Source organism: Polaromonas sp., assembly GCF_039930745.1.
GTDB lineage: Bacteria > Pseudomonadota > Gammaproteobacteria > Burkholderiales > Burkholderiaceae_C > Polaromonas.
In genome coordinates, this window is sequence record NZ_JBDTTH010000023.1 from 41,339 (window position 1) to 55,747 (window position 14,409).

Below are 14,409 nucleotides of genomic sequence, written 5' to 3' on the forward strand. Positions count from 1 at the left end.
GCAATAGCCGGACGCCGAAGGGTTGTTGCGACCGAACCAGTAACAGGAGAAACTGGGGAACACAAACTCCGACATGCCGATCGACATGAATCCAGACTACGACCCCGACAAGCCACACCATCGTCCGCAAGGTTTCCAGAATGTTCACGCCGAGTTCACGGCCAAAAGCCTGGCAGAGGTGCTGCGCTGGCGTTGGGATGCGTCGCGCCGCGGCTTGCCGCCGCCGCCCACGCAAGCCATTCCCACGCAAATAGCCGACATCGATTTTCTGCACCGCAACGCCGCGGCGGCAAAGCAGATGCTGCCGTCAGTCACCTGGATCGGCCATGCCACGGTGCTGGTTCAGCTGGGTGGGCTGACGCTGCTGACGGACCCGATTTTCTCCGAACGTGCCTCGCCCTTTTCTTTTCTGGGGCCGAAGCGCCATCAGCCACCGGGCATCGCTGTGGGTGATCTGCCGCGTGTGGACCTGGTTCTGACTTCGCACAACCACTATGACCATCTTGACGAAGCGTCGGTGAATGCGCTGAACCGCCAGCCCGGTGGCCCGCCCCTGTTCGTGGTGCCGCTTGGTCTCAAGGCCTGGCTGGCAGGGCGCGGGATCCGTCATGCCGTGGAGCTGGACTGGTGGCAAAGCCACATGCTTCAGGCACCCGGCGGTGATGTCGAGATCACGCTCGTGCCGGCGCAACACTGGTCGGCGCGCGGCTTGACGGACCGGATGGCAACACTGTGGGGCGGCTTTGCTGTTTTCGCGCAGGATTGTCATCTCTTCTATGCGGGTGACACCGGCTATTCGCGGGACTTCACCGACATGCGTACACGTTTCGCCCACCGGCAGGGTCACGCGCAGGGAGGCGGTTTCGACATGGCCCTGATTCCGATTGGCTCCTATGAGCCGCGCTGGTTCATGGCAGCGCAACATGTGAATGCGGAGGAGGCGGTGAAGATCCATCGCGACCTTGGCGCGAAGCGCTCACTCGGTGTGCATTGGGGAACGTTCGAGCTGACCGACGAGCCGCTGGACGAACCGCCGAGAGCCTTGGCGGTTCAGCGCGGCATCCAGGGTGTGCCGGACGAAGAATTTTTTGTGGTGGCCATTGGCGAAACGCGCGTGCTCAAGCCCCGCTGAGCGTGCGCTCCGCCAAGCCCTCCCGTCAGCGTTCTACCGTCTTGTTCCAGCGGGCATTCCAGGCAGGGCGATTTTGGTTGATCACGTCCCAGTCAACCGTGGTCGCTGTCTTCATGTACTCATTCATTTGCTGAACCAGCGCCGCCGCGGCCCCCGAGGCCTTGGTTTTGGGGTTGGACGGAATCTGGTCGCCGTGTTCAAGTGCCGCGGCCTGCGCCTGCGGCGACAGCAGGTACTGGGCCAGCTTGTGGGCCAGCGCCGGTTCGCTGTTTTTGGCAATCACGCATTCGCCCACTGTAAGCACGGCAGAACCTTCCTTGGGCTGCACATACTCGACCGGCAGGCCTTTGTCTTTCAGCACACCCACAGCTGTCGGGGTCAGCGGAAACATGGCGGCCTCTCCGGTCTGCACCATCTCCGCAATCTTGGCCGAACCCGGGATGTACTCCAGCACGTTGGGGCCGATGGTGCTGGGCCAGGCCTTGAAGCCGGGCTCCACATTCTTCTCGTTGCCGCCCTGGATGCGGTTGAACAGCAGGAAACCATGCAAGCCGAAGGTCGACGAGGCCAGCGACTGGAACACGACCTTGCCCTTGAACTTCGGATCGGCCAGGTCCATCCACGAGGTGGGCGCGGCCCAGCCCTTTTCGGTGAACATCTTCTTGTTGTAGGCCAGCCCGGTCATGCCGACATTAACGCCAGCGGCCATGTCCCCCTTGAAGCGTGCCGTGGGGAACAGGTCGTTGAGGGCCTGGCTGGGCTGCATCTTCTCGCACAGCCCCATGCCGATGGCGCGGTACATGATGCCGTCATCCAGGAACATGACGTGCATTTGCGGGTTGTCCTTGTTGGCCTGGGCCTTGGCCAGAATGTCCGACGAAGTGCCGGGCACCACCACGACTTTCACGTTGTTGGCTTTCTCGAAGGCGCCGAACACATGGCCGGTATAGGTTTTCTCCATCGTGCCGCCGTTCATGCCGATGTACAGGGTTTTGGTTTGCGCCAGAACCGGGCCAGCAGACAGGCCGGCCACGGCAACAGCGAAAGACACCGCAGTGGCGCGGGTGGACAGGAAGCGTGAAGGCAGGTTCATGAAATTCTCCTGGAAACAGGGTTGAGCATCGTGGTCAGGCAACGGCTAAGGGGACAGGTCCGGTGGTTGCTGCACGCGGAGCGGAAGAAAAACGTGAAGCGGAAAAAGCGGCGATAGGTGTGGCGGTCTGGCCATCCCGCACCAGGTCGGCGAGTACGGCGCCCACCCCGGGACCCAGCTGGAAGCCGCCACCGGCGAAACCGAAGGCATGGAACAGGCCCGGGGTGGTGGTACTCGGGCCGAGCACCGGCTGGCGGTCCGGCAGGTAGCCTTCGGTGCCGCTCCAGGTGCGGATGATGTGGGCATGGCGCAGGGCCGGCAGCAAACCCAGGATCTGCTGGCTCAGGGTCGCCAGACCGCTGCGCTGTGCGCGGGCCCGCTGGTCGTCCAGCGCATAACCCTGGCCGCCGCCGATGACGCAATTGCCGCGCGCCACCTGTCGTGCATAGGCGCCGCCGCCTTCCACGCCGAGGCTGAAATTCATGAACACTGGCAGGGGCTCTGTCACTGCCATCTCCGGGTGGCCGGACTCCATCGGTACCGTGTCGCCAAACTGCGCGGCGATGTTGCCTGCCCAGGCGCCCGCGCAGTTCAGCAGATAGCGGGAATGAACCTCCAGTGCCTGGCCTGAACGCAGGACAAACACCGAGCCATCGTGAATTGCCTCGTCAATACCGGTTTGTTCCCGCACATCCGCACCCAGGCGCCGTGCGGCCAGCGCAAAGGCCGGCGACACCAGCCGCGGGTTGGCCTGGCCGTCCTCCGGGCACAGGGAGCCGCCAACGGCGGTCTTACCCAACCAGGGGCAGCGTTCGCGCAAGGCGCGCACCGAGAGCATTTCCAGGTCCATGCCAAAGCCGTGTGTGCGTTCCCGGTAAGCCTCCAGCGAGGCCAGGTCGGCTTCGCTGCGTGCAATCTTCAGGTGGCCGGAGCGCAGGTATTCGCCCTCGGTGCCAATGAGTTCCGGCAAGCGCGCCCAGAGGCCGTGCGCGCGCTGCGCCAGCGGCAGTTGGGCAGCGGGCCGGCCCTGGCGCCGTACACCGCCGTAGTTCACGCCGCTGGAGCGGGAACCGCAAAGGTCGCGCTCCAGCAGCGCCACCGACAGACCCATGCGGCGCAGGAACAGGGCGGCCGAAGCACCCATGATGCCGCCGCCGATGATGGCCACGTCGGTAGAGATGCGCTCTTTCATGCGGCCTCTCCATCCCGCGGCATCATGGCTGCAAACGGCAGCGGCTTGATGGGCGCCTGCCCGCGCAGCCGGCCCACCGCGTCGGGGCTGATGGCGCAGGCGTGCGCCAGAATCTCCGCGGCGGCTGCACCACAGCTGCGGCCCTGGCAGCGGCCCATGCCCACACGCGTCAGGGCCTTGAGCCGGTTCATCTCGCGCGCGCCCGTTTCCTGGCTGCACTGCCGCAGTTCGCCCGCCGTGACTTCTTCGCAGCGGCAAATCACCAGTTCGTCAGGCGCATGAGCGGCCCAGTCACGCGGGAAAGGAAAAGCGCGCTCCAGTCCGATGCGAAACGCTGCCGTCCGCGCCAGCCGGGTTTCCAGTGTGGCCGCACGTGAAATATCGACGGCCTGGCCGGCGTCTGCCAGCAGCGCCAGTGCCGCGCGTTCGCCCGCCCACTCGGCGGCGTCAGCACCCATGATGCCCGCGCCGTCGCCCGCCAGATACACCCCGGGCACACTGCTGCGCCCGGCCGCATCACACTCGGGTAGCGCCGCGCGCTGCAATGTGTTGTAGCTGAAGCGGCAGCCCAGCAGGTCGGCCAGCTGGGTTTCGGAGCGCAGCGCATAACCGAAACCCACGGCATCACAGGGCAGTCGATATTCGCTGCGCCCGTCATGCCAGCGCAGGCCGCTGACCTGTGTGTCACCCGTGGCCCGCACCAACCGCACGCCCTGGTGCACCGGCACACCAAGGGCGCGCAGCCACCCCAGGTAATAAAGGCCTTTGGCAAAAACCGCCGGCTGGCGCAGCAGGGACGGCAGGGCCGCCGCCTTGTCTTTGAAGGCGGCGGTGTCGAGCACGGCAAGCACCTGTGCGCCGGCCTTCGCATACTGATACGCCACCAGGTAGAGCAAAGGCCCGGTGCCGGCAAAGACCACGCGCGAGCCGATCGCGCAGCCCTGGTATTTCAGCGCCACCTGCGCTGCGCCCAGGGTGTAGACGCCGGGCAGAGTCCAGCCCGGAAATGGCAACACGCGATCGGTTGCACCCGTGGCGACGATGAGCTGGCCATAAGGCAGCGTGTCGGTGCGCCCGCGGCTGAGCAGGTCAAGCCGGCTGCCTTCGGCGTTCCAGACCAGGGTGTTGGGCCGGTAGTCCACCCGGTCCAGGATGTTCGCCATGGCGGTATGCAAGGACTCGGCGCGGCCGGCCTCGAACCCATACAGCGTGCGCTTGGACCGATGAAAACCGGGTGGCGGCTGACGATAAATCTGCCCCCCCCAACGCGGCGCTTCGTCAAGCATCACCGGCCGCAGGCCGTGCGCGACCAGCGTTTGCGCGGCCCGCACACCCGCTGGTCCGGCGCCCACGATGACGGGCTGCAGCGCCGTCATGGGAGAGCCTCCGCGCTTATCGTTGTGTCGGCCACCGTGTTGCTCCGGGGCACGGTCTCCATGCCTGTCATCAGTCGCATGCCTTCTTCCACCAGGGTGCCGCAGGCACGCAGGCGCTGGCCCGACTCCGTGGTGACCCAGCAGTCCTGGCAAGCCCCCATCAGGCAAAAGCCGGCGCGCGGCTCGCCGCTGAATTCGCTGTTGCGCAGCTGCGCCGAATTTGTGAGCACCGCGGTCAGCACGGTGTCGCCGGCCAGTGCGGTCAAGGCCTGGCCATTGAGCACAAAGCGCACCGGCGTGCGGTCGGTTTCGGCCACGCGTCTGAGCAGCCCCATGGCTTTTCCTGAAGGAAGGAGAGGGTTCATCGATGGCCCACCAGGATCTTGTCGAGGCCGTACACGCGGTCCAACACCAGCATGGCGACAGCCGTCAGCGCCACCATCAGCGCGGAAACGGCTGCCATCAGCGGGTCAATCGATTCGGTGGCGTACATGTACATGCGCACCGGCAAGGTCACGGTGGACGGTGCGGTGACAAAGATCGACATGGTCACTTCGTCAAAGCTGTTGATGAAGGCCAGCAGCCAGCCGCCGGTCACACCGGGCAGGATCATCGGCAGCGTGATGCGCCGGAACACCGTGGCCTGGCTTGCGCCCAGCGACAGGGCGGCCTGCTCGGCGCTGCGGTTGCTGCCCGCCACGGAGGCCAGCACCAGGCGCAGCGCATAAGGTGTGATGATGACCACATGTGCCAGTGCCAGCCAGAAGAAACTGCCGGTGGCGCCTATCAGCGAAAAAGTGCGCAGCAGCGCCACACCCAGCACCAGGTGCGGAATGATCAGCGGCGAGAGGAACAGGCCATTGAGAAAGTCGCGCCCCGGAAAGCTGTGGCGCGCAATCGCCAGCCCGGCGGGCACGGCAAGCACAGTGGCCAGCGTGGCCGACAGGAAGGCCAGCCACAGGCTGTTCCGGAAGGACTGCACAAAGTCGGAATGGGCAAACACCGCCCTGAACCAGCGCAGGGAGAACTGCGTGGTGGGGATGGTGAGCGTGTTCTCGGGCGTGAAGGCCACCACGCAGACGATGACCAGCGGCGCCATCATGAAGGCGATGACGAGGGCGTTGAAGAGGAGTGCGATGGGGCCGTTTTTTGACATGCTGCAGTCCTGCCTAACCCATGGATTTCTTGTAGGAGCGCTCAAGCACGCGGTTGTAGCTGAGCATCAACACCAGGTTAGCCAGCAGCAGCGTGAGTGCAATCGCCGCGCCCAGCGGCCAGTTGAGCTCGTGCAGGTATTCGTCATAGACCACGGTCGCCACCATCTTCAGACGCCGCCCGCCCAGCAGGCCGGGGATGGCAAATGCGCTGGCGCTCAGGCCGAAGACGATCAGGCTGCCGGACAGGACACCGGGAAGCACCTGCGGAAAAATGATGCGGCGCAAGGTGGTGAAGGGCGAAGCCCCGAGCGACAGCGCGGCGTCTTCCACGCCGGGGTCGAGCTTTTGCAGCGAGGTCCAGACCGGTATCACCATGAAGGCCAGCATCACATGCACCAGTGCGATGATGACGGCCGTTTCGGTGTAGAGAATGCGCATGGTCGGCAGACCCATGGCGCGGACGGCCTGGTTCACCAGACCCTCCGGCCCGAGCAGCATACTCCAGCCGAAGGCGCGCACCACCACCGACACCAGCAGGGGCGCCAGCACCACCAGCAGCAGGATGGAGCGCCACGGGCTGCGCATGCGGCTCAGCACATAGGCCTCGGGCGCACCCACCAGCACGCAGATGAAGGTGGTCAGCGCCGAGATCCAGAAGGTGCGCCAGAAGATGCGGTGGTAATAGTCGTCCGTCAGCACTGCGGCGTAATGCGCCAGGGTGAAACTGTTCTTCACGCCGGTGGCGTGGTCGAACACCTGGAAGGACAACACGGCCGTGAGGGCCAGCGGCACCAGCAGCAGGCAGACAAACAGCAGGAAGACCGGTGCCGACAGCAGCCACGGCGCGCGGGCGGTGCCGGGCCGGTGAGTCGCTGGCATCGGCAAGGCGGCGTTCATGCCTGTGTTTCCAGCGCAGGGTGTGGCTCATGCGGCAGATGCCGGGCACCGGGCAGCAGGCGCACCTGCTGCGCTGTCCAGTCCAGACCGATGTGCATGCCCTCTTCGGCGGGCGCCGCGCCGTCGTTGGAGCAGACCACCACCAGCTCGCCGGCGGCTGTTGCTACCTGATAAAGCCACTGGCTGCCCAGGAAAAAGCGCTGGTGCACGGTACCGGCCAGGCGCCCCTGGCCCTCAGGCATCAGGCGGATTTTTTCGGGCCGCAGGCTGAGCACCACCGCATCACCCGCGGCCAGTCCGGGGGCCTCTACCTCTAGCGATACCATGCCCAGATTCACGGTGGCGCAGGCGCCGATGGTCGTCACATGACCTTCGAGCAGGTTGGCCTTGCCGACAAAGCTGGAAATGAAACGTGTTTGCGGATGTTCGTACAGGCGGTGCGGCTGGTCGATCTGGGTTACACGCCCGGCTTCCATCACCACCACGCGGTCGCTGATGGACATGGCCTCTGTCTGGTCATGCGTGACCATCACGGTGGTGGTACCGACCTTGCGCTGGATCTGCCGCAGCTCGAACTGCATTTCCTCGCGCAGCTTGGCGTCGAGGTTGGAGAGCGGCTCGTCGAGCAGCAGCACCGGCGGCTCGATCACCAGAGCGCGGGCCAGCGCGACCCGCTGGCGCTGGCCGCCCGACAGTTCGCGTGGATAACGTGCGGCATGCGCTTCCAGGTGCACGAGGGCCAGCGCCGCCTTCACGCGTTCGGCACGTTCGGCCTTGGGCATGCGCCGCATCTCCAGGCCGAAACTCACGTTGCCCTCCACGCTCATGTGAGGAAAGAGCGCGTAGCTCTGAAACACGATGCCGAGGCCACGGCTGTTCGGTTTGGCGTGGGTAATGTCGCGGCCATCGAGCGTGATGCGCCCGGCCGTGACGTCGGAAAAACCCGCAATCATCTGCAGCGTGGTGGTTTTGCCGCAGCCCGAAGGCCCGAGCAGCGAGACGAATTCGCCTTTTTCCACGGACAGGTCCATGTCGATCACGGCGTGTGTGGCGCCGTAGGACTTGCTCACATTCGCCAGGGTCAGGAAAGACATGGATACCTCCGCAAACACGGGGAAATTTGAAGGGCGTTGAAAGGGCGATTAGCGCTGGAACGTGCCGACTGAAGACGCTTTGATGGCATTCATGCTAGGGCATGGGGTAAAAAAGCGTCAATAGCTTATTCCGTATACAGAGATTTTTATTAAACTAATTCCGTAGAATGGAATGTATGACTAATCGAAAGGTATTTCATTCCGTTGGAAGAGGCTAAATGAAAAATGAAGACGGCGCCTCCAGCAGTGTGCAGCGGGCTTTTGCCATCATCCGCGCACTGGCCGCCACCCAGGCCAAGGGCGGTCGCATCACGCACCTTGCAAAAGCCACCGGCCTGACCCAGGCCACCACCCATCGCTTGCTGCAAAGCCTGGTGGCCGAGCACATCGTGGAGCAGGACGCGTCGTCCAGGCTTTACCGCCTGAGCATCAATTTTTTTGCGCTGGCCGCACAGGCCGGCAATTCAATGGACCTGCGTGCCCTGTGCCGCCCCTCCATGCTGCGTCTGTGCGCCAGCCTGGGCGACACCATTTTCCTGTTGGTGCGCAGCGGCTTCGACGCCGTATGCCTGGACCGCAGCGAAGGGCCGTTTCCGATACGCTCCTTCACCGGCGACATCGGGGGCCGGGTGGCGCTGGGCATAGGCCAGGGCAGCCTGGCCATCCTGGCTTTGCTGCCTGAGGCCGAGCGCGAGGAGGTGATCCGTTTTAACCTGCCGCGCGTGCGCGAGTACGGCGTGCTCGACGAGGTCTACCTGCGTACCGAAATCGAGCGTGTGCGCCAGCTCGGTTATGCGGGGCGCAACACCGGCCTGCTCGAAGGCATGGCCGGCGTGGCCGTGCCCGTGCTTGACCGCGAAGGCCGCCCTGTGGCTGCGCTCAGTGTGGGCACGATCTCGTCACGCCTGAGCCCTGACCGTTTGCCGACCGTGGTGGAACTGCTCCAGCGCGAGGCTGCGGCCATCGGTGCCCGCATCAACCCCTTTGACGCCACCTTGCGCCGGCCTTCACAAAGCCTGGCCCGGCCCGACACTGTCTGACGGCTTCAGGAGCGAGAAAAAACCGGGCAGCTCACAGCGTGAAAATCTTGCCCGGGTTCATGATGTTGTGCGGATCCAGCGCGCGCTTGATGGTGCGCATCATGTTCACCGCGCCGTCGCCGGCTTCGGTGACCAGGAAGTCCATCTTGTGCAGGCCGACACCGTGTTCGCCAGTGCAAGTGCCTTCCAGGCTAAGCGCACGCGTCACCAGGGTGTGGTTCAGCGCTTCGGCGGTTACGCGCTCTTCGGGCTTGTCCGGATCGATCAGGTAGCCGAAGTGGAAATTGCCGTCGCCAACATGGCCGACCAGGAAATAGGGAATACCGCTGGCATCGGCTTCGCTGACCGAGTCGAGCAGGCAGTCAGCCAGGCGTGAAATCGGCACACAGGTGTCCGTGGAAATCGCGCGGCAGCCGGGCCGCGACTGGATGGCCGCGAAGTAGGCGTTGTGCCGCGCTGTCCACAGGCGCGTGCGCTCTTCGGGGGTGCTGGCCCACTCGAAGGCATTGCCACCCATGTCCGCCGCGATTTCCTGCACGGTCTCGGCTTGCTCCTTGACGCTGTTGGGCGAACCGTGAAATTCCATCAGCAGCATGGGTTCTTCACGCAGGCCCAGCTTGGCATAGGCGTTGACCATGCGCACGGTGTTGGCGTCGATGAGCTCGACACGTGCAATCGGAACACCGAGCTGGATGATCTGGATGGTGGTGCGCACCGCCGCCTCGATGCTGGGGAAAGAGCAGATCGCGGCCGAGATCGCCTCGGGCAAGGGATAGAGCTTGACGGTGATTTCGGTGATGACGCCCAGTGTGCCTTCGCTGCCCACCATCAGGCGCGTGAGGTCGTAGCCGGCGGATGATTTTTTGGCGCGCGTCCCGGTGCGGATAACTTCGCCGCTGGCCGTCACCACCTCCAGCGCCAGCACGTTTTCGCGCATGGTGCCGTAGCGCACGGCGTTGGTGCCGCTGGCGCGTGTGGCGCTCATGCCGCCTATCGTGGCATCGGCGCCCGGGTCGATGGGGAAAAACAGGCCGGTGCTTTTGACTTCTTCGTTGAGCTGCTTGCGCGTGACACCGGCCTGCACGGTCACGGTCAGGTCTTCGGCGTTGATGGACAACACCTTGTTCATGCGGCTCACGTCAATGCTGATGCCGCCCTGCACCGCCAGCAGATGGCCTTCGAGCGAGGTGCCGACACCAAAGGGAATGACCGGCACCTGGTACTGCGCGGCAAGCTTCACCGCGTCGGCCACATCGGCCGTGCTTTCGGCAAACACCACGGCCGCCGGCGGTGGCGCTGCAAACGAAGACTCATCCCTGCCGTGCTGCTCACGCACCACCAGGGCGGTGGTGCAGCGTTCGGCAAATCGCGTTTTCAGGGCCTCGATCAGGTCTGGCGGAGTGGCGCGCAAATTGAGTTGAGGCAGCAGATGGTCGGGATGGGCGGGGGCGTTCATGGTGTCTCCTGGCTGGCCCCCAGTTTACGACGTGTCCGCCCTCTGCAGAAGTAGGGCCAACCATGGCCCCGCGCGCGCCCTGGCGTCAGGTCTTGAGCGCCGCCTGAAACTCCTCAGGCGAGAGCATCTGGTCATGGTTGGTATCGATCTGGTCGAAATGCTGCTCGATCACGGGAAACCGTGCCGCTTCCTGCCGGCTGAGGCGGCCGTCCTTGTTGACATCGGCGCGCTGGAAGGCCGCTTCAACTTCCTGGGCGACAGGAATGGCACGCACCGGCGGAGTGTCCGGGCTGGCTGTTTGTGCCTGGGTGACCAGCGCTGTGCCCACGGTTAGCGCGGCCAGCAGCAGCACACTGCGGACTTCGAAGTTGGGAATAAAATAAGGCGTGGGAGTCATGAGGGGAAGGGGTCCGTGAATTAAACAGGCCGCCATTGCACCGCAGCCCGACAGGGCCGGCCAGCACTCTTGCACGGTGTTGCCTCGCTGACATGTACAGCGCTTCAAACACATTTTCTTTCCTCCCGTAACGCAGGCGTTCCCTGCCGGAAGCATCATTTCATGGCCAACCGACTCACCCAGATCGCCACCCGCACCGGAGACAACGGCACCACCGGCCTGGGCGACAACACGCGAGTGTCCAAAGACAGCCTGCGCGTGCATGCGATGGGCGATGTTGACGAACTCAATTCCCAGATCGGCGTGCTGCTGTGTGAAGAGATGCCGGCCGACGTGCGCGAACTGCTGGTGGAAGTGCAACACCAACTTTTCAACCTGGGCGGTGAGTTGTCGATTCCCGGCTTCGAGCTGCTCAAGCCTGAGGCCGTGGCGCTGCTCGACGCGGCGCTGGAAAAATACAACGCCAACTTGCCACGCCTGCAGGAGTTCATATTGCCGGCGGGCTCGCGTGCAGCGTCGCTGGCGCACGTGTGCCGCACCGTTGCTCGCCGCGCGGAACGCGCCGTGGTGGCACTGGACAAGGCGGAAACCCTGAAGGAATCGCCGCGCCAGTACCTGAACCGGCTGAGCGACCTGCTGTTTGTGCTCTCGCGTGTGCTCAACCGCATGAACGGTGGCGATGACGTCTACTGGAAGAGCGAGCGGCTGGCCCGGTCGGCTGCGGACTGAATCGCCGCTGCTATTGTATTAATAGCTGTTTACGCCCACCCAGAAAGGGCTGGAAGACGATTTTGTTCTTAACGCGGCACCAGCATCGCCATCGTGATGCGTGAGACGCAGGTCAGCTCGCCGGCGTCGTTCGTCAACTCAATGGCCCAGACCTGGGTGCTGCGGCCAATGTGCACCGGCCGGGTCGTGCCGGTGACCCAGCCGCTGCTGACCCCCTTGAGATGATTGGCGTTGATGTCCAGGCCCACGGTGCGGTGGCCTTCCGGCGCAGCAAAGGCGGCACCGCAGGAGCCCAGCGTTTCCGCCAGCACCACCGACACGCCGCCATGCAGCAGGCCGTAAGGCTGGCGTGTGCGGTCGTCCACCGGCACGCGCGCGCGGATGAAGTCGTCGCCGACCTCCAGGAATTCAATGCCCAGGTGTGTCACTGCGCTGTTGGCGTTGTGCAGGGTGAGCAGCTCGACAGAAATCGGTCTTTTCCAGGTAGGCATTGCGGTTCCAAAGGTTTCAGAAAGTCCGAGAAGCACCGACTATAAAGAGATTGCGGCCTACACGGGTTGCGTGTACTGCCGGTTAAGGTGGACCAAGCAGCGGGCAGGCGGGGCGGGCGGAGGCAAGCATCAACAGCAGGAAAAGCATGCAGAAAAAACGTGGATGGATGGTCGCCGTCGGCGCGCTGGCAGTTTTGCTCGGCCTGTCATGGCTGGCGCTCGTGTTCCTGTTGCCCAGCGACGAAGAGCTGACGGCTCGCGCGCGTGCCGAACTGCAGAGCCGGTTGGGTGTTCCTGTGGCGCTTGGTGCGCTGCATTGGCGCCTGCTTCCGGTGCCGGCTGTGGTGCTTGAAGATGCGGCGACTGGCCAGCCGCAGCCCATCACGGTCAAAAAACTCACGGCTTATCCGAACCTGGGCGCACTGCTTGCAAGGCGGCTGCAATTTGACCGCGTCGAGCTTGAAGGCGCTGTGGTGCCGCAACTGTCCTTGCGTGCGATGGATGCCCAGCCTGCCAGCCTGCTGCCGGACGTCGCAGCAACACCGCTCGAGCGCTTCGTGTTTCGTAACCTGACCTGGGTATCGCGCCATGGCGTGGCAGTGGTGTATGACGGCGAGATTGACTTTGATGCGAACTGGCGGCCGCGGCAGGCGCGCGTGCGGCGCCCTGATTTTCAACCCGCTACCGACCTGACCCTGACCCGCCAGGGACAGGAAGACCGCTGGACCACGCGCATCAACGTGGGCGGGGGCACGGCCCATGGCGAAGTGGCAGTGCAGACCCGCGACAGCGGGCGGATGCAGCTCGAAGGCCGCTTGCAGCCTGTGGGGGTCGATGTGGCCAGCGCCGTTTCGGCTTTCAACCGCAAGCCGGTCATTGCGGGCAAGGCCTCGGGCACCACCCAGCTCTCGGCCGCCGGCAGCACTGTGGGTGAGCTGGCGCGCTCATTGCACACGCAAACCGCTTTCACCATGGGCCGCTCCACCTTGCTGCGTTTTGATCTGGACAAGGCGGTCCGCAGCCTGGGCCAGGAACATGCGGGGCAAACCGAACTTGACTCCGTCACCGGCCAGCTTGACACCCAGAACACGCCGCAGGGCATGGTGGCCACCTACACCAATCTCAAGGCCAGCTCGGGCGTCCTCAGTGCCTCCGGCAAGGTACGGCTGGCCAACCGGCACATCGAGGCGGACTTTGCTGTGGACCTGGTGGACGGCATCGTCGGGGTTCCGCTCCTGCTCAGCGGGCCGGTGGACAAGGTGGCTGTTTCTGTGCCCCGGGGCGCCATCGCCGGCGCGGTGATCGGTACAGCCGTGCTGCCTGGCGTGGGAACAGCAATTGGTGCGCGCCTGGGAGCGACCTTGGGCAATATCTTCAATCCAGACCCGCCAACCAAGCCAAAGCCGGCACCTCAGCCCGCAAGAAAGCCCTGAAGACGGCGGCACCCGCCTGGTTTTTTGGGGCGGTTTACCCCCTAATTCCATTTCTAATCATTCGTGAACGCGAAGGCGAAGCGACGACAGTACAGACGTACGGCTAGCGAAGCCGACAAAGTGCACGGGTGATTTAGAAATGGAATAAAACCTCCTGATTGCGGGGGAATGCTCTGGCCCGCGGCGCTTCATCTGGCTAACATACGGCGTGCAAACATCTCGCAGCCCTTGCGGCAGGTTTGTTTTTTTCGCCGATTGCCCCCTAAACGAAGGCTACCCATGTCCCAGCAGTCACCGTCATCGCGTCAGCAGCCGGCACCGTCGGCGGAAACACCTCTGGAACGTGCGCTCGACCGGAACGAAACCGTCGAGGAAACCGTGAAACAGTCCAGCGCCGAGCTGTTTGTGATCAACGCGATACTCAAGCAGGAAATCCCCGACCACCTTCAGACTGGCGATGTGGCGCAGGCGCTGGAAAGAACAGGCGAACTGGAGGGCAAGATCCAGGAATCGGCCGACGATCTGGCGCATGTCAACGAGCTGCTGGAGCAGGAAATCGACGAACGTGTCGAGGTGGAACGCGAGCTTGCCGCCACCAAGGCGGCGCTTGCTAAAGCGCAGGCGAAATAGTCCCCGCCGGGCGGGGACCTGGCTGCCTGGTTTTATTTCCTGCGATTGAGCAAGGCGTACAGCAGGATGGCGCCGAAGGTGGCGGTACCGATGCCGCCCAGCGCAAACTGGCCGAACTTCAACGTGAAATCACCGGTGCCCAGCACCAGCGTGATGGCCGCCACCAGCAGGTTCTTGTTGTCCGAGAAATCCACCTTGTTGTCAACCCAGATCTTGGCGCCGGCCACCGCAATCAGGCCGAACACCACGATGCTCACGCCGCCCATCACCGGCAGCGGAATCGCCTGGATCA

Annotated in this window: 16 protein-coding genes; 5 read left to right on the forward strand and 11 right to left on the reverse strand. The window is 64.1% G+C overall.

Annotated elements, in window-relative coordinates:
- Positions 1 to 73: 73 nt before the first annotated feature.
- Entirely contained in the window at positions 74 to 1,132 is a 1,059-nt protein-coding gene (locus ABI660_RS09930) for an MBL fold metallo-hydrolase (protein ID WP_348067423.1), read from the forward strand.
- Positions 1,133 to 1,157: 25 nt separating this feature from the next.
- Here ABI660_RS09930 and ABI660_RS09935 read toward each other — a convergent pair whose 3' ends face one another.
- The 7 genes from ABI660_RS09935 to ABI660_RS09965 are packed head-to-tail and all read right to left on the reverse strand — an operon-like array spanning position 1,158 to position 7,941.
- Positions 1,158 to 2,225 carry an ABC transporter substrate-binding protein gene (locus tag ABI660_RS09935; RefSeq protein WP_348067425.1) on the reverse strand — a complete coding sequence of 356 codons (1,068 nt, stop codon included), beginning with the start codon at positions 2,223 to 2,225 and terminating at the stop codon, positions 1,158 to 1,160.
- A 34-nt stretch (positions 2,226 to 2,259) separates the two neighbouring features.
- A complete protein-coding gene (locus tag ABI660_RS09940; RefSeq protein ID WP_348067427.1) occupies positions 2,260 to 3,417 on the reverse strand; it encodes an FAD-binding oxidoreductase in 1,158 nt (385 codons plus the stop codon).
- Complete coding sequence (locus ABI660_RS09945; RefSeq protein ID WP_348067429.1) at positions 3,414 to 4,793, reverse strand: NAD(P)/FAD-dependent oxidoreductase; 1,380 nt, start codon at positions 4,791 to 4,793, stop codon at positions 3,414 to 3,416. Before ABI660_RS09945 ends, ABI660_RS09940 begins: the two co-directional genes overlap by 4 nt.
- Positions 4,790 to 5,128 (reverse strand): (2Fe-2S)-binding protein, encoded by a 339-nt coding sequence (locus ABI660_RS09950; RefSeq protein ID WP_348067431.1) that lies wholly within the window; start codon positions 5,126 to 5,128, stop codon positions 4,790 to 4,792. The genes ABI660_RS09945 and ABI660_RS09950 overlap by 4 nt, the downstream gene beginning before the upstream one ends.
- A gap of 26 nt (positions 5,129 to 5,154) precedes the next feature.
- A complete protein-coding gene (locus ABI660_RS09955) occupies positions 5,155 to 5,949 on the reverse strand; it encodes an ABC transporter permease (RefSeq protein ID WP_348067433.1) in 795 nt (264 codons plus the stop codon).
- Between the two features lie 13 nt (positions 5,950 to 5,962).
- On the reverse strand, positions 5,963 to 6,847 hold the full coding sequence (locus tag ABI660_RS09960; protein WP_348067435.1) for an ABC transporter permease: 885 nt from the start codon (positions 6,845 to 6,847) through the stop codon (positions 5,963 to 5,965).
- A complete protein-coding gene (locus ABI660_RS09965) occupies positions 6,844 to 7,941 on the reverse strand; it encodes an ABC transporter ATP-binding protein (protein ID WP_348067437.1) in 1,098 nt (365 codons plus the stop codon). Before ABI660_RS09965 ends, ABI660_RS09960 begins: the two co-directional genes overlap by 4 nt.
- Positions 7,942 to 8,159: 218 nt before the next feature.
- Between ABI660_RS09965 and ABI660_RS09970 the strand changes: the two genes are divergently transcribed.
- On the forward strand, positions 8,160 to 8,981 hold the full coding sequence (locus ABI660_RS09970; protein WP_348067439.1) for an IclR family transcriptional regulator: 822 nt from the start codon (positions 8,160 to 8,162) through the stop codon (positions 8,979 to 8,981).
- A gap of 31 nt (positions 8,982 to 9,012) precedes the next feature.
- Here ABI660_RS09970 and ABI660_RS09975 read toward each other — a convergent pair whose 3' ends face one another.
- Together ABI660_RS09975 and ABI660_RS09980 are read right to left on the reverse strand one after the other, a co-directional pair.
- Positions 9,013 to 10,437 carry an FAD-linked oxidase C-terminal domain-containing protein gene (locus ABI660_RS09975; protein ID WP_348067441.1) on the reverse strand — a complete coding sequence of 475 codons (1,425 nt, stop codon included), beginning with the start codon at positions 10,435 to 10,437 and terminating at the stop codon, positions 9,013 to 9,015.
- Between the two features lie 85 nt (positions 10,438 to 10,522).
- A complete protein-coding gene (locus ABI660_RS09980; protein WP_348067443.1) occupies positions 10,523 to 10,834 on the reverse strand; it encodes an EF-hand domain-containing protein in 312 nt (103 codons plus the stop codon).
- A 162-nt stretch (positions 10,835 to 10,996) separates the two neighbouring features.
- Here ABI660_RS09980 and ABI660_RS09985 point away from each other — a divergent pair, with 162 nt between their 5' ends.
- A complete protein-coding gene (locus ABI660_RS09985; RefSeq protein ID WP_348067445.1) occupies positions 10,997 to 11,563 on the forward strand; it encodes a cob(I)yrinic acid a,c-diamide adenosyltransferase in 567 nt (188 codons plus the stop codon).
- Positions 11,564 to 11,631: 68 nt separating this feature from the next.
- Here ABI660_RS09985 and ABI660_RS09990 read toward each other — a convergent pair whose 3' ends face one another.
- On the reverse strand, positions 11,632 to 12,054 hold the full coding sequence (locus tag ABI660_RS09990; RefSeq protein WP_348067447.1) for a hotdog fold thioesterase: 423 nt from the start codon (positions 12,052 to 12,054) through the stop codon (positions 11,632 to 11,634).
- Between the two features lie 146 nt (positions 12,055 to 12,200).
- On the opposite strand from ABI660_RS09990, the gene ABI660_RS09995 reads away from it, so the two are divergent.
- Both ABI660_RS09995 and ABI660_RS10000 read left to right on the forward strand, forming a co-directional pair.
- On the forward strand, positions 12,201 to 13,487 hold the full coding sequence (locus ABI660_RS09995; RefSeq protein WP_348067449.1) for an AsmA-like C-terminal region-containing protein: 1,287 nt from the start codon (positions 12,201 to 12,203) through the stop codon (positions 13,485 to 13,487).
- A 279-nt stretch (positions 13,488 to 13,766) separates the two neighbouring features.
- Positions 13,767 to 14,117 (forward strand): hypothetical protein, encoded by a 351-nt coding sequence (locus tag ABI660_RS10000; RefSeq protein WP_348067451.1) that lies wholly within the window; start codon positions 13,767 to 13,769, stop codon positions 14,115 to 14,117.
- A 32-nt stretch (positions 14,118 to 14,149) separates the two neighbouring features.
- Here ABI660_RS10000 and ABI660_RS10005 read toward each other — a convergent pair.
- On the reverse strand, positions 14,150 to 14,409 hold a 260-nt coding region (locus ABI660_RS10005), incomplete at its 5' end, for a solute carrier family 23 protein (RefSeq protein ID WP_348067453.1).

Bases quoted from the DNA above. Each gene is read 5' to 3' on its own strand.
- ABI660_RS09930 (WP_348067423.1), top strand. From the start codon at position 74: ATGCCGATCGACATGAATCCAGACTACGACCCCGACAAGCCACACCAT.
- ABI660_RS09935 (WP_348067425.1), bottom strand. From the start codon at position 2,225: ATGAACCTGCCTTCACGCTTCCTGTCCACCCGCGCCACTGCGGTGTCT.
- ABI660_RS09940 (WP_348067427.1), bottom strand. From the start codon at position 3,417: ATGAAAGAGCGCATCTCTACCGACGTGGCCATCATCGGCGGCGGCATC.
- ABI660_RS09945 (WP_348067429.1), bottom strand. From the start codon at position 4,793: ATGACGGCGCTGCAGCCCGTCATCGTGGGCGCCGGACCAGCGGGTGTG.
- ABI660_RS09950 (WP_348067431.1), bottom strand. From the start codon at position 5,128: ATGGGGCTGCTCAGACGCGTGGCCGAAACCGACCGCACGCCGGTGCGC.
- ABI660_RS09955 (WP_348067433.1), bottom strand. From the start codon at position 5,949: ATGTCAAAAAACGGCCCCATCGCACTCCTCTTCAACGCCCTCGTCATC.
- ABI660_RS09960 (WP_348067435.1), bottom strand. From the start codon at position 6,847: ATGAACGCCGCCTTGCCGATGCCAGCGACTCACCGGCCCGGCACCGCC.
- ABI660_RS09965 (WP_348067437.1), bottom strand. From the start codon at position 7,941: ATGTCTTTCCTGACCCTGGCGAATGTGAGCAAGTCCTACGGCGCCACA.
- ABI660_RS09970 (WP_348067439.1), top strand. From the start codon at position 8,160: ATGAAAAATGAAGACGGCGCCTCCAGCAGTGTGCAGCGGGCTTTTGCC.
- ABI660_RS09975 (WP_348067441.1), bottom strand. From the start codon at position 10,437: ATGAACGCCCCCGCCCATCCCGACCATCTGCTGCCTCAACTCAATTTG.
- ABI660_RS09980 (WP_348067443.1), bottom strand. From the start codon at position 10,834: ATGACTCCCACGCCTTATTTTATTCCCAACTTCGAAGTCCGCAGTGTG.
- ABI660_RS09985 (WP_348067445.1), top strand. From the start codon at position 10,997: ATGGCCAACCGACTCACCCAGATCGCCACCCGCACCGGAGACAACGGC.
- ABI660_RS09990 (WP_348067447.1), bottom strand. From the start codon at position 12,054: ATGCCTACCTGGAAAAGACCGATTTCTGTCGAGCTGCTCACCCTGCAC.
- ABI660_RS09995 (WP_348067449.1), top strand. From the start codon at position 12,201: ATGCAGAAAAAACGTGGATGGATGGTCGCCGTCGGCGCGCTGGCAGTT.
- ABI660_RS10000 (WP_348067451.1), top strand. From the start codon at position 13,767: ATGTCCCAGCAGTCACCGTCATCGCGTCAGCAGCCGGCACCGTCGGCG.